Origin of the sequence: Cronobacter sp. HA18003 (genome assembly GCF_011605905.1) — a bacterium.
Taxonomy (GTDB): Bacteria; Pseudomonadota; Gammaproteobacteria; order Enterobacterales; family Enterobacteriaceae; genus Cronobacter; species Cronobacter sakazakii.
Genome location: NZ_JAANQO010000011.1, coordinates 333,467 through 346,063, shown reverse-complemented (window position 1 = coordinate 346,063; position 12,597 = coordinate 333,467). Strand labels below are relative to the sequence as shown.

Sequence of the window (12,597 nt, the reverse complement as noted above, 5' to 3'; positions counted from 1 at the left end):
GTGCATGATGACGCCAGAATCGGTCATGATGATGGGCACGGAAGCCATGAAAGTCGCGCTCGCGCTTGCCGCGCCCCTGCTGCTGGTGGCGCTGGTGACCGGCCTGTTTATCAGTATTTTGCAGGCGGCCACCCAGATTAACGAAATGACGCTGTCGTTCATTCCGAAAATTCTGGCGGTGTTTGTTGTTATCGTGGCGGCAGGCCCGTGGATGCTCAACCTGCTGCTCGACTATATGCGCACGCTGTTTTCTAACCTGCCGTATATCATCGGCTGACGGCCGCGCCCATGCTGCAATTCACCAGCGACCAGTATCTTCACTGGCTGACTCTGTACTTCTGGCCGCTGCTGCGCGTGCTGGCTCTTATCAGCACCGCGCCTATCTTAAGCGAGCGTTCCATTAGCATCCGCGTCAAGATTGGTCTGGCGCTGCTGATTACCATCGCGCTCGCGCCCAATATTCCCGGCAGTAACGTGCCGATTTTCTCGCTCGAAGGGCTGTGGCTGGGGTTGCAGCAGATCCTTATCGGCGTTGCCATCGGCTTTACGATGCAATTTGCCTTCGCGGCGGTGCGCACCGCAGGCGAGCTTATCGGCCTGCAAATGGGGCTCTCATTCGCCACGTTTTTCGATCCGGGCAGCCGTCTGAATATGCCGGTGCTGGCGCGCTTTATCGATATGCTGGCGATGCTGCTGTTTCTCACGGTTAACGGTCATCTGTGGCTTATCTCCATTCTTGCCGACACGTTTCACACCCTGCCCATTGGCGGCGAAGCGATTAACAGCAACGCTTTCATGGCGCTGACCCGCGCGGGCGGTCTGATTTTTATTAATGGCGTCATGCTGGCGCTGCCGATGATTACCCTTTTGCTGTCATTAAACCTGGCGCTTGGCCTGTTAAACCGTATGGCCCCGCAGTTGACCGTATTCGCCATTGGCTTTCCGCTGACGCTGAGTATCGGGATAATCGTCCTCGCTGCGTTAATGCCCTTAATAGCACCGTTCTGTGAACATTTATTCGCAGAAATATTTCACTTGTTGACTGATATCGTTAGCGAAATTCCTGCAAAGGGTTAACCCCTCTCTTTAAATGGTCATCCTAAGGATATTCCTAATATGGAAAATATATTCTCTGGCTGACCATACATCCCAGGCGGAATTAATGATTTTACGCCTCTCACAGAACCGGATCGCCTCTTTACTTTAAGAACTTTCCTGGCAAATTATACGTAACTTTACGGGATAGTTGGGGTCGCCTGAATGACTTCGATACCCGGCTGATACGATTCACGCTATCGGTCTGCGGTACGCCGTTTGACGCTTTATTATCCCGTAAATGCTGGTCTTGGCAGAACGGCGGTCGTTCTCAGGCTGGTGGAGCAATCGTTGTGCTTTAACGGATAACGCGTTTAGTGAGGGTAGGCTATGTCAACGATTATTATGGATCTCTGCAGCTATACCAGGCTCGGGCTAACCGGTTATTTATCGACAAGAGGAGTCAGAAAACGTCAGATATTTCATGCTGATAGTGTTGAAACTCTGGAAGAAGCCTGTCAGCTGCGTAAGCCCCATGTGGTGTTTATTAATGAAGACTGTTTTATTCACGATCCCGAAAGCAGTCAGCATATAAAGCACATCATTAATCAGCATCCCGGTACGTTATTTATCGTTTTTATGGCGATTGCCAATATTCACTTCGATGAATATTTACGGGTGCGTAAGAATCTGTTAATTAGCTCTAAATCGATTAAACCAGAGTCGCTGGACGCTATTCTGGGAGATTATTTAACCAAAGATATGCAGTGTATTGGGAAAATCAGTTTGCCTACACTCTCTTTAAGCCGTACTGAATCCAGTATGCTGAGAATGTGGATGTCGGGCCAGGATACGATTCAGATTTCCGATCAGATGAATATTAAGGCCAAGACAGTTTCGTCTCACAAAGGGAATATAAAACGTAAAATCAAGACCCATAATAAGCAAGTGATCTATCATGTTGTGCGGTTGACCGATAACGTCACCAACGGCATTTTTGTGAATATGCGCTAACGCAGCACGTTAATTTACCCTGTACCCTACACGATTCGTCTCTGACGCTCGTCGGAACGATTACATTACTCATCATCATATCGCTCAGGCGAGGATGAACCCTGTCTTAAAAATAACGCCGCCCCGAATTAACGGAGCGGCGTAACAATAAGTAAAAAATATGACGTGTTATTCCACCTTTTCGACAAATATCCCGTCCGGGTGATCTTTCTCATTAAAGAACCATATTCCCAGCGGATACTCCTCCAGTGAAACCAGATACATCGTACCTTCATTAAAAGGCTCAACGGCCAGCACCACGCCTGGACGACGCGGCCCGCCATCCGTTTTAACGGTAACCCGATCGTTAACGTTCATAACTGCTCCTCTTATCACTATTGTGCCAGTGTAGAACAAAACCGCTTTGCTGGCACCGGGCTGAGTGGCGCCTGCCGGCGGACAGCTATAATTAGCGTGATGGGGTCGTGTGAGGTGAATGCCATGAAACCGGAAAACCCAACGCCAGAAACGCCACAGGCTGATATCGACGCGCTGCTGGGCGCGATTGAGGTGATTAGCGAAGACGAGCGGCACACGCCAGAATGCGTCTCCCCGACGCTGGCGGATGCGCGCAGAAAGGATACGTGTCGGGAGCTTGGCGAGGAGTTTGAACTGGATATCCGCGATGCGGGGCCGAGCGAAGTGAACCATTGAGCATAAAAATATCCCGGCCTGGGGAGCCGGGATAAGCTTGCGAAAGCAAGAAGCACTTAAAATTCGTTACACCAGGGAAACTGATGTCGATGAACAACATACCGCAAAATTTTTGCCGCACAAGGATATATTTTCTTGGTGAATAATACATTGCTAATATTATGGAACCATATATTCACTGCAAGCCAACAACCGCGCGCCTTTCGTGGCAACGATCTCAAAATAACCCTGCAAAAAAGGCCGATTAATTGAGATTATTCCTGGTTAGCCAGCAAATGGCTGCGCGTAAAAAGGAGCCACTATGGCGCATCTGCATGACGATTTGCTGGTAATTACCGACCTGGACGGCACGCTGCTTGATCCGAATACGCATGAATGGGAACCGGCGCAGGCGTGGCTTACTCGCCTTATCGACCATCAGGTGCCGGTGATTCTCTCCAGCACCAAAACGGCGGCGGAAATTATCGCCATCCAGGATGCGCTTGGTCTCTCCGGGCAGCCTTTTATCGCCGAGAACGGCGCGATTATTCAGCTTGACGCCGCCTGGGAGGATAGCCCTGACTTTCCTCGCCTGCTAAATGGCGTTCCCCATGACGACATCCTCGCCGTGATTAACCGCCTGCGCGACGAGCACGGCTATAAACTTTTCTGCTTCAGCGATGTGGATGAGAAAATCATTGCCGAATGGACCGGGCTTAGCCCGAAACTTGCCGCGATGGCGACGCTGCTGGAAGCCTCCGAGACGGTTATCTGGCGCGACAGCGACGAAAACCTGGCGCGCTTTACCGCAAGCCTTGAAGCGCTCGGCCTGATGATGATTGAGGGTGGACGTTTCTGGCACGTGCTGGATGCACGCGGCGGTAAAGGCCAGGCGGTGAACTGGCTGAAAGAGCAGTACCGCAAGCGTGAAGGCACACTGCGCACCACAATCGGGCTTGGCGACGGGCCGGATGATGCCTCGCTGCTTGATAACGTCGACCTGGCGGTGGTGGTGAAAGGCTTAAACCGCCAGGGCGTTATGCTTAAAAATGACGATCCCACCCGCGTCTACCGTACGACCGAGCGCGGCCCGGCGGGCTTTCGCGAAGGGCTCGATCACTTTCTGGGTAAGGCGTAAGCCTTACCCCTCGTCACATACCTGGTTGCGCCCGCGCTGTTTGGCCAGATAAAGCCGGTGATCGGCTATCGACTGCAGATGCTCGAAATCGTAATCGCCGTCGCGTCGTGCTTCGCTCACGCCTACCGACACGCTGATACGAATGGTCGTATCCGGGCGCACCAGAATCTCCTGGCTGTTGATGCGCTGGCGTATCCGCTCTGCCACCTGCCGCGCCCCGTCAGCGGTCGTACCCGGCAGAATCACGCAAAACTCCTCCCCACCGACGCGCCCCGCCACATCCTGGGCGCGCAGCGAACGGCTTAACATGCCCGCCGCCCACGTCAGTACCTTATCGCCCGCCTGATGACCATAGCGGTCATTGATGCTTTTAAAGTGATCGAGATCGAGCTGGATAACCGAAAACGGCTCACTTTGCGCAAAACACGTTTTCGCCGCCATACGCGCGCGCTCAAAGAACGCGCCACGGTTGTACAGGCGCGTCAGCGTGTCATACCAGGCGCGCCATTTCAGCGAGCGCTGCATGGTCAGCATATTGCGCACCATGCCCACGATCACCCGCCAGGAGAGAAACAGCATGGCGGTAAAGAGCAGCCACAGCAGGCCAAGCACCATCGCCACTTTGCCGAATTTCCCTTCCGCGCTTTGCGACACCGTGGTGACTTTCACCAGCACACCGTCGAAATAATCGAGCTTCGCCCAGGTGATGAAGCGGGTATCCATCCGCGCGTCGCCCTCGTTGCCAAGCTCCATCTGGCGGGCCAGCATCGCTTTATCCTGCGCCGTGAAATGCAGCGCGGTGTCGCTGCCGGAAGCGGTCGTGGCTATCGGGCTTAGCTGGCTGTCGAAAAGCAAAATTTCGCCGCCGCTGTCGTCGGCATTCAGTGCATTTTTCAGGAAATCGCGCATCGCGCCGATGGGGAAATCCATCGCCAGCACACCGAACCAGCGGCCTTTATCATCGAGCGGGATGCTGGCGGTGACGCGCTGCCCCGTGGGCATGCTGAGATCGCGCCCGTGCAGCCAGCGCACGCCACGCCCAGGATTGCGCCGCCGCGACTGATCGAGAAACCAGCGGCTACTGACTTGCTGGTAGTAGAGTTCCGGTATGCTGCCGTGACCGTAAAACGGCAAATTAGTGAGGTAAAAACCGGCGCGCGACACATAAAAAGTGCGTACTTCCGGACGCTCAGCGCGGGCATCGGCGATGCTCAGCATGTGGCCGAGCGCCAGCGTCGCATTTAGCTCGCTATAGAGTAGCGCGTCGTCGCGCTCAAGCAGCGTGCTCTGGCCGATAAATGTATCAGAGACGCCCTGAATTTCCGGTGCCAGATCGCGCCCGGTCGGCAGCGTCCATTCAGGTTTATCACGCTCCGCCTTAAACCCGGCGATGAGAGCGTCGGTCTGCGGGCCTTCTAAGAGGTTATGCATGGCATAACGCATACCCGCGCGATAAAACAGCAGTTTATCGACGCTGTATTGCAGATTACGGTCCATCGCCGTGGCGATGCTGTCGAGCTGATTGCGCTGCGAGGAGATAAAAGCGTCCTGCAGAATAACTCCTTCACGCCAGGTCAGCAGCGTGGAGAAGATAAAGACGGCGCAGAAGCAGAAGTTGACGACCCGAATAGGGTTTTTGGTCCGCCAGCGGCTGATGAGTAACTTGTCAGGCACGTCAGACTCCCTGTACTGATAAAGGCTCGACTGGATGAAGCAGAGTGAAGGTCAGGCGGCTCAGATAATACCAGGCGGCGCGGATATTAAAAGTGTGGCCGTTTTTTACGGATTGTCGCCTGGAAAGTAAAAGGATGTCATTGATCTGTTGTAGGATGGAGGGGGAAAAGAAAACGCCCGGCAGTGTAACCGGGCGTTCTTTCAACGACGTTCTTCGCGAGATTTCCTTTCGCCGGGCAGCAGTTCGTCTTCACGAAACGCTTCCCGCTGCACGCCGTAACCGTCATACCAGCGGCATTCCACCATGCCGCTTGAATAACCGGTCACGACCATGCGTTGACCGCTGTTTTTGCGCCGGACTTCATCGCTGACTAAAAAGACCATGCCTGCCTCCTTTATCAGTGTGAAAACATCCAGAAGATAGTCAACGCACGCGATTTTCGCCTGTCAGACGTGCAGTTTCAGGAATATTCTCAATGCGCCGGTTTACCGCGCAGCCGTCCGATAAGCGAAACAACGGCGAGCACGACAGCGCCGAGGATAAAACCGAGCACCAGGTTTAGTACCGTGGGCATCACCGCCGCGCCCACGCCGCCCAGGCTCTGCGCCCAGTGTTCAATCCCGTGATGCAGCGGCGCGATGCCGTGTACCACAATACCGCCGCCCACCAGAAACATCGCGATAGTGCCGAGGACAGAGAGCGCCTTCATCAGCCACGGCGCCGTCACCAGCAGCCCTTTACCAACGCCGCGCGCCAGCGCCGAGCGTTTATCCGCAAGCCAGTACCCCATATCGTCAAGCTTCACAATGACGCCCACGATGCCATAAACACCGAGCGTCACAAGAACAGCGATACCGCTTAATATCAGCACCTGGTTTAAGAGCGGGGCTTCGGCCACGATGCCAAGCGTAATGGCGACGATTTCCGCCGAGAGGATAAAGTCAGTGCGCACCGCGCCTTTCACTTTATCGCGCTCGTAGAGTTTCGGGTCCTGCTTTGCTATCTCATTCAGACGCTGCTGTTTCTGCTCCGGTGTCTCTTTGTGTTTACGCGCGTGGATGCTGTGCATCACCTTTTCCACGCCTTCAAAGCACAGAAACGCACCGCCCACCATCAGGAGCGGGGTAATGGCCCACGGCGCGAAGGCGCTAATGATAAGCGCGAGCGGCACCAGAATCAGTTTATTGAGCAGCGATCCTTTCGCCACCGCCCAGACCACCGGCAGTTCGCGATTCGCGCGCACGCCAGTCACCTGCTGTGCGTTAAGCGAAAGATCGTCGCCCAGCACCCCGGCGGTCTTTTTTGCCGCGAGTTTTCCCATCATTGAGATATCGTCCAGCAACGTGGCGATATCATCCAGCAGCGTTAATAAACTACTTCCGGCCAAAATTTCATTCCTTCGTGTTGTGATTCTGAAGTGTTAAGTATGGAGTAAAAGGCGCTACCCCGAAACTACCACCTTCTGTCAACGCAAAATTAACCTAAGCGAAACAATTAAAAATCTCGCCTCGGCAATAATTTTAGCGTTCACTATAAGCGTTCTTTATTTCACGTCGTGAGGGAGTATGCGTTTCGGTCGAGTATTACCGCTGCTTGGCGCACTGTTCGCGCTGTATATCATCTGGGGTTCCACCTATTTTGCGATTGCCGTCGGCGTGAAAAGCTGGCCGCCGTTTATGATGGCGGGCGTGCGCTTTCTCTGCGCGGGCGTTCTGCTGCTGACATATCTGCTGGCGACCGGCCACAAACTCCCGGCGCGTCGCCCGATGTTAAACGCGGCGCTGATTGGCGTGCTGCTGCTGGCCGTCGGTAACGGCTTTGTGACGGTGGCGGAGCATCAGCATGTGCCATCTGGCATCGCCGCCGTGATGGTCGCGACCGTCCCGCTCTTCTCGCTGATTTTCAGCCGTTTCTTTGGCATTCAGACCCGTAAGCTGGAGTGGCTCGGTGTGGCGATTGGCCTGGCGGGCATTGTACTGTTAAACAGCGGCGGCAACCTGAACGGCAATCCGTGGGGCGCGCTGTTGATTCTGATAGGCTCGCTTAGCTGGGCGTTCGGTTCGGTCTACGGCTCGCGTATTGAATTGCCGACGGGAATGATGGCGGGCGCGATTGAGATGCTGGCGGCGGGCCTGGTGCTGATGGCGGCGTCGCTGCTCACCGGCGAACGGATGACCGCGATGCCCGATCTCTCCGGCTTTCTGGCGGTGGGCTATCTGGCGCTGTTCGGCTCGGTGATTGCCATCAACGCTTATATGTATCTTATCCGCAACGTCTCGCCTGCGGTCGCCACCAGCTACGCGTATGTCAACCCGGTGGTGGCGGTGCTGCTTGGCACCGGCTTTGGCGGCGAAAGCCTGTCACAGATTGAGTGGATTGCGCTTGGCGTGATCATTGTAGCGGTGTTGCTGGTGACGCTCGGTAAATATCTGCTGCCGGCTAAACCGGTCGTTGAGCCCTGTGACGTTCAGAAGTAAACCTTAACCGGCGGGTGGCGCAGGCCGCTCGCCCTCCAGGGCGTGAATGCCCTGAATGTCTATTTCGGCATGCGCCCCGCCGCTGCAAATCCACTCTTCCAGCCGCTCGGCGAGCGCCGCGTCAGAGAGTTTCTCACGACCGCGTAACGCACACTCCCAGACTAACAGCACGCGCCAGCCTTCACTGAGCAGCGTGGCCACATCGCGCTTATCGCGCGCCACATTTTTGCCGATTTTATCAAGCCAGAAATCGGTGCGGGTGGCAGGCACTTTAAAGAGATAGCAGTCGTGGTGATGCCAGAAACAGCCGTGAGTGAAGATAACGCAGCGGTAGTCGTCGAGCACAAAATCGGGGCGGCCAGCGAGTGCGGCGTCCTGCACGCGAAAGATAAACCCTTGCCCGGTGAGAAGCGCGCCGAGCCGCTTTTCAATGGCGGTATCGCGGGTGCCGATGGCGCGCATATTTTTACTGCGAACGGCCTTGCTATGAACGTCCGCCATCGCGATTCTCCAGCCGCAGCCGCACCGCCTGCGCGATACGCGGACGCAGTAACTTTGCGACCGCCGCAAAAGCAGGCACCACCACCGAGTTGCCGAACTGGCGATAGGCCTGGGTATCGGAAACCGGAATACGAAACGCGTGGCCCTGCGGCGCTTCAAAGCCCATCAGGCGCGCGCATTCGCGCGGCGTCAGGCGGCGCGGGCGACGCTGCTGGTTGGCGGCATCGTCGAAATCCCGCTCGCCAAGCGCTTTATCCCAGCCGCGGTCAATTAAGATTTCCGCGCCGTCTTTGTAATAACGTGCCGAGAGCGTGCGCGCCACGCTTGCGGGATTTTGCGGGTCCACCAGACCATAACCAAAGCCGTTGCCCTTCGCCTGATGCTTCTGGGCGTAGCGGTAGAGATATTTCCACAGCGTCGGCGTCAGCACGTAGCGGGCATCGACGGTCGGATCGAGCAGTTCACCAAACGCCGGGCGACGCGCGGGGTAAAACTCAGGCAGCGCGCGCAGCGTAAACCCGTCGTGCAGATTGAGCGAGCGGCGAAAGCCCACCAGCACGATGCGCTCGCGGTGCTGCGGCAGGAAATGTTTGCCGTCGATGATTTTCGGATCGTCCGGACCCATTTCCGCGGCGTCCGCCACTTCATAGCCCAGCTCATCCAGCGTCTGCATGATGATGCGAAAAGTATTGCCCTTGTCGTGGCTTTTCAGGTTTTTGACGTTTTCCAGCACGAAAATCGCAGGCTTGCGCGCGGCGATAATGCGCACCACGTCGAAAAACAGCGTGCCCTGAGTTTCGCAGGCAAAACCGTGCGCGCGGCCCAGCGCGTTTTTCTTCGACACGCCCGCGAGCGAAAACGGCTGACACGGAAAGCCCGCCAGCAGAACGTCATGCTGCGGAATACACGCGCGGATATGCTCGGCGGCGGCCTCGTCGCTGATTTCTGGCTTGTGGCTTAGCGTGACATCCCGGATATCTTCATTGAACTGATGTTGTTGCGGATCGCAATACCAGTTGGCTTTATAGGTGCGCACCGCGTGTTTATTCCACTCACTGGTAAACACGCACTGGCCGCCTGCGGCTTCAAACCCGCTGCGAATACCGCCGATACCGGCGAAGAGATCGATAAAGCGAAACGCGTAGTTCGGATGATGGCGCGGTGGCATGGGGAGTAACGCCAGCAGGCGGCGATACTCTTGCGGGCCAAGACGCGCGCCATCCGCGTTGAGCTGCTGGCGCTTAAGCCTGGCGCGGCTCCAGCGCTTTTCGCCTGCCTCATTTAACAGCGCCACCACCGTTTTGGTGTCGTAAATCTCCAGCACTTTTTGCAGCAGCGCGTGCGCGCTCAGCGCAGGAGCGGCGTTGAAATCCGCGCCTGCCAGTCCGTCTTCAGTAACAGCGTGATTGTCGAGCATTACCTTCGCCATACAAAACCGATATAGGACAGAGTAACACACTTTCGCGCGGGGCTGCGGTTAAGGCGTAACCTGAATAAAGCGACGCAGTACCTCTTCATCAAGCTCACAAAAATCGCCCTTCAGTTCGGCGCAGAGCTTGGCCATGTAATGCACGAGAAAATCAGCGTTATGGCGCGCCAGTGCCCTGCCCGCCTCGGTTTGCATGGTGGAAGGCAGCGTCAGCAATTTTTTCTGGAAGTGATCGAGCGCCCAGGCGGTGTCATCGAGTTCACGATGTGCGGCGAGCGGATCGTCACTGTCGAACAGGGCGCGGCCAAGCGCGCCGGAGACATAAAAGACACGCGCAAGACCGATAGCCCCGAGCGACTCCAGCCGGTCGGCGTCCTGCACAATTTTCGCCTCAAGCGTCGTCGGCGCAATACCGGCGCTGAAACTGTGCGCACGCACCGCATGGGCCACGTCGTCATACATTTCTCGTGGGAAATCGGCAAAGTGAGTGTCCAGAATGCGCAGCGTCTCCTGAGCGGCCAGCGTCGAGGCCAGATGGCGCTGCGGATGGTTTTTCGGCAAATTGACGATATCGTGGAAATAGCAGGCGGTCAGCACCACCAGACGGTTGGCCTCACTGCCTGCCATGATCTGCTGCGCGGTTTTCCAGACGCGGCGAAAATGCGCGATATCATGCGCTTTGTCATCCTGATTCCAGCTTTGATGCAGCCAGTCTTCAAAACGCTGCTGCCAGTGGGTGAGCGACATAGCGTCTCCTTCTACGCGGGTCAGTCCGGTTTTTTCTGTAATGCAGATCACAAAATTAGCATGCTTTATGCGCTTTTGCGCGAACGGCCTTCTGCATGGGTAACAAATCGCTAAGTAAAAAGAACGTGCCGGGTAGCAGGGATAATGAGTGTTATCGGTCCTAAAAGTCGTTCCTTAAAAAAGGAGGCATTCATCACTTATCTGATTTTTATTTTCACACGCCGGAACCGGACTTTTTTCAGCGCTAACAGACCCGCTTCGTACCGTTCTTTTTTCTGAAAATTAATTATCCGAATAATAATTCAACAGGCAATTATCTTTTATTACTGATGCCTTTAACGCTTATTTATTTGATAGCGCGCACATCCAGAAAAACCAGCCACCATGCCCTCTGGACTTGTACTTCAGCCAGGAAAACCCTTTATAAATAATTTCAACGCCCTACCAAGAACATTGATGAAAATAATGAAAGAAAAAATAAAATAACCAACACAAATATATTAATTTTCACCAGAATTCGCCCTGGGAAATAATTTTTGTGGCGTTTTTACATTCTGCTAATATGCGTGCCGCGGACGATGCTCCGTTACGTCATTCAATTAAACCATTCATTTATTTTATTTATGACGATAAGGAAGTTAATAATGAAAAGAAAAGTACTGGCTCTTGTAGTACCCGCTTTATTAATGGCAGGCGCTGCGAATGCGGCAGAGATTTATAATAAAGACGGCAATAAACTCGATTTGTTTGGTAAAGTCGACGCGCGTCATACCTTTTCCGATAACCCGGGTGACGACGGCGACGGCACCTATCTGGAATTCGGCTTTAAAGGCGAAACCCAAATCAGTTCAGAGCTGACCGGCTATGGCATGTGGAACTACAAAATCATGGCCAACAGCACCGAGGACAGCAACACCTCTTACAACAAACTCGCGTTCGCGGGCCTTAAATATGGCGATTACGGCTCCTTCGATTATGGCCGTAACTACGGCGTGATTTATGACGTTGAAGCCTGGACCGATATGCTGCCGGTGTTCGGCGGTGACTCTTACACCTACAGCGATAACTACATGGTGGGCCGCGGCAACGGGATGGCGACGTACCGCAACACCGATTTCTTCGGCATGGTGGACGGGCTTAACTTCGCGCTGCAATACCAGGGCAATAACGAAGACGACGGCAACGGCAACGAAGGCACCACTAACGGTCACGGCATCCAGACCCAGAACGGCGACGGTTTTGGTCTCTCCACGACCTATGATTTCGGTATGGGCTTTAGCGCATCCGCGGCCTATTCCTCCTCTGACCGTACGTCAAAACAGGTTAATGAGGGCCGTGGCGATTCTATCGTCGCAGGCGGCGAACGCGCGGATGCGTGGGCGACTGGCCTGAAGTATGACGCCAACAATATCTATCTTGCCGCCACCTATGCTGAAACCCGCAACATGACGCCGTATGGCGACGGCGACGGCATTGCCAACAAAACGCAGAACATCGAAATCGTGGCGCAGTACCAGTTTGATTTCGGCCTGCGTCCGTCTCTGGCCTACCTGCAATCCCGCGGTAAAGATCTGTGGTATGCCGGTAAGTACCAGGACAACGATCTGGTTAAATACGCGGATGTCGGTGCCAGCTGGTATCTCAACAAGAACTTCCTGACCTACGTTGATTACAAAATCAACCTGCTGGATAGCGACGACGACTTCTATAAAGATAATGGCATCGCAACCGACGACATCGTCGGCATCGGTATGGTGTATCAGTTCTAAGCGTTTTACTGATCCTTTTCAGGCCCGCCGCGTGCGGGCCTTTTTTATTTTCCACGCTTCTTCACGCGCGCCTTCACTCTCCTCTTTACCGGATGCCGGACGGGCGCTATAGTGTGCCAGGACTGTATATATATCCATAC

Annotated in this window: 14 protein-coding genes; 7 read left to right on the top strand and 7 right to left on the bottom strand. The window is 54.7% G+C overall.

Annotation, left to right across the window (positions count from 1 at the left end):
* Positions 1-7 precede the first annotated feature (7 nt).
* From fliQ to rcsA, 3 genes are all read left to right on the top strand, one after another.
* A complete protein-coding gene (fliQ, locus tag G6041_RS02595; protein ID WP_004388139.1) occupies positions 8-277 on the top strand; it encodes a flagellar biosynthesis protein FliQ in 270 nt (89 codons plus the stop codon).
* Positions 278-288: 11 nt separating this feature from the next.
* Positions 289-1,077, top strand: a complete 789-nt coding sequence (gene fliR, locus G6041_RS02590; RefSeq protein ID WP_012124383.1) for a flagellar biosynthetic protein FliR — start codon at positions 289-291, stop codon at positions 1,075-1,077.
* 348 nt (positions 1,078-1,425) lie between these two features.
* Complete coding sequence (gene rcsA, locus G6041_RS02585) at positions 1,426-2,049, top strand: transcriptional regulator RcsA (protein WP_004388137.1); 624 nt, start codon at positions 1,426-1,428, stop codon at positions 2,047-2,049.
* A 168-nt stretch (positions 2,050-2,217) separates the two neighbouring features.
* On the opposite strand, the gene dsrB is transcribed toward rcsA, so the two are convergent.
* Positions 2,218-2,406 (bottom strand): protein DsrB, encoded by a 189-nt coding sequence (gene dsrB / locus G6041_RS21290; RefSeq protein WP_004388136.1) that lies wholly within the window; start codon positions 2,404-2,406, stop codon positions 2,218-2,220.
* A gap of 123 nt (positions 2,407-2,529) precedes the next feature.
* On the opposite strand from dsrB, the gene G6041_RS21285 reads away from it, so the two are divergent.
* Together G6041_RS21285 and G6041_RS02575 are read left to right on the top strand one after the other, a co-directional pair.
* A complete protein-coding gene (locus tag G6041_RS21285) occupies positions 2,530-2,742 on the top strand; it encodes a DUF2525 domain-containing protein (RefSeq protein WP_004388135.1) in 213 nt (70 codons plus the stop codon).
* Between the two features lie 301 nt (positions 2,743-3,043).
* Complete coding sequence (locus G6041_RS02575; RefSeq protein ID WP_012124380.1) at positions 3,044-3,859, top strand: mannosyl-3-phosphoglycerate phosphatase-related protein; 816 nt, start codon at positions 3,044-3,046, stop codon at positions 3,857-3,859.
* A gap of 3 nt (positions 3,860-3,862) precedes the next feature.
* On the opposite strand, the gene dgcQ is transcribed toward G6041_RS02575, so the two are convergent.
* The 3 genes from dgcQ to G6041_RS02560 all read right to left on the bottom strand — a co-directional run bounded on the left by dgcQ (position 3,863) and on the right by G6041_RS02560 (position 6,921).
* The gene (gene dgcQ / locus G6041_RS02570; protein WP_012124379.1) at positions 3,863-5,533 is read right to left on the bottom strand and encodes a cellulose biosynthesis regulator diguanylate cyclase DgcQ; all 1,671 of its coding nucleotides are present in this window, start codon (positions 5,531-5,533) and stop codon (positions 3,863-3,865) included.
* A gap of 201 nt (positions 5,534-5,734) precedes the next feature.
* Positions 5,735-5,917 carry a YodC family protein gene (locus tag G6041_RS02565; RefSeq protein ID WP_004388133.1) on the bottom strand — a complete coding sequence of 61 codons (183 nt, stop codon included), beginning with the start codon at positions 5,915-5,917 and terminating at the stop codon, positions 5,735-5,737.
* Positions 5,918-6,006: 89 nt separating this feature from the next.
* Positions 6,007-6,921: a DUF808 domain-containing protein gene (locus G6041_RS02560; RefSeq protein ID WP_004388132.1), complete on the bottom strand. Its 915-nt coding sequence runs from the start codon at positions 6,919-6,921 to the stop codon at positions 6,007-6,009.
* Positions 6,922-7,099: 178 nt separating this feature from the next.
* Here G6041_RS02560 and yedA point away from each other — a divergent pair, with 178 nt between their 5' ends.
* Entirely contained in the window at positions 7,100-8,011 is a 912-nt protein-coding gene (yedA, locus tag G6041_RS02555) for a drug/metabolite exporter YedA (protein WP_012124377.1), read from the top strand.
* A gap of 3 nt (positions 8,012-8,014) precedes the next feature.
* Here yedA and G6041_RS02550 read toward each other — a convergent pair whose 3' ends face one another.
* Genes G6041_RS02550 through G6041_RS02540 form a run of 3 tightly spaced genes read right to left on the bottom strand, consistent with a single transcriptional unit; the run spans position 8,015 to position 10,688 of the window.
* Positions 8,015-8,512 (bottom strand): very short patch repair endonuclease, encoded by a 498-nt coding sequence (locus tag G6041_RS02550; RefSeq protein ID WP_012124376.1) that lies wholly within the window; start codon positions 8,510-8,512, stop codon positions 8,015-8,017.
* Positions 8,496-9,929, bottom strand: coding sequence for a DNA cytosine methyltransferase (locus G6041_RS02545; RefSeq protein ID WP_041460464.1), 1,434 nt, complete (start codon positions 9,927-9,929; stop codon positions 8,496-8,498). The genes G6041_RS02550 and G6041_RS02545 overlap by 17 nt, the downstream gene beginning before the upstream one ends.
* 60 nt (positions 9,930-9,989) lie before the next feature.
* Positions 9,990-10,688: a phosphohydrolase gene (locus G6041_RS02540; protein ID WP_012124374.1), complete on the bottom strand. Its 699-nt coding sequence runs from the start codon at positions 10,686-10,688 to the stop codon at positions 9,990-9,992.
* A gap of 644 nt (positions 10,689-11,332) precedes the next feature.
* Here G6041_RS02540 and ompC point away from each other — a divergent pair.
* A complete protein-coding gene (gene ompC / locus G6041_RS02535) occupies positions 11,333-12,457 on the top strand; it encodes a porin OmpC (RefSeq protein WP_041460463.1) in 1,125 nt (374 codons plus the stop codon).
* The last annotated feature ends 140 nt before the right edge of the window (positions 12,458-12,597 follow it).

Bases quoted from the DNA above. Each gene is read 5' to 3' on its own strand.
- fliQ (WP_004388139.1), top strand. From the start codon at position 8: ATGACGCCAGAATCGGTCATGATGATGGGCACGGAAGCCATGAAAGTC.
- fliR (WP_012124383.1), top strand. From the start codon at position 289: ATGCTGCAATTCACCAGCGACCAGTATCTTCACTGGCTGACTCTGTAC.
- rcsA (WP_004388137.1), top strand. From the start codon at position 1,426: ATGTCAACGATTATTATGGATCTCTGCAGCTATACCAGGCTCGGGCTA.
- dsrB (WP_004388136.1), bottom strand. From the start codon at position 2,406: ATGAACGTTAACGATCGGGTTACCGTTAAAACGGATGGCGGGCCGCGT.
- G6041_RS21285 (WP_004388135.1), top strand. From the start codon at position 2,530: ATGAAACCGGAAAACCCAACGCCAGAAACGCCACAGGCTGATATCGAC.
- G6041_RS02575 (WP_012124380.1), top strand. From the start codon at position 3,044: ATGGCGCATCTGCATGACGATTTGCTGGTAATTACCGACCTGGACGGC.
- G6041_RS02565 (WP_004388133.1), bottom strand. From the start codon at position 5,917: ATGGTCTTTTTAGTCAGCGATGAAGTCCGGCGCAAAAACAGCGGTCAA.
- yedA (WP_012124377.1), top strand. From the start codon at position 7,100: ATGCGTTTCGGTCGAGTATTACCGCTGCTTGGCGCACTGTTCGCGCTG.
- G6041_RS02550 (WP_012124376.1), bottom strand. From the start codon at position 8,512: ATGGCGGACGTTCATAGCAAGGCCGTTCGCAGTAAAAATATGCGCGCC.
- G6041_RS02545 (WP_041460464.1), bottom strand. From the start codon at position 9,929: ATGCTCGACAATCACGCTGTTACTGAAGACGGACTGGCAGGCGCGGAT.
- G6041_RS02540 (WP_012124374.1), bottom strand. From the start codon at position 10,688: ATGTCGCTCACCCACTGGCAGCAGCGTTTTGAAGACTGGCTGCATCAA.
- ompC (WP_041460463.1), top strand. From the start codon at position 11,333: ATGAAAAGAAAAGTACTGGCTCTTGTAGTACCCGCTTTATTAATGGCA.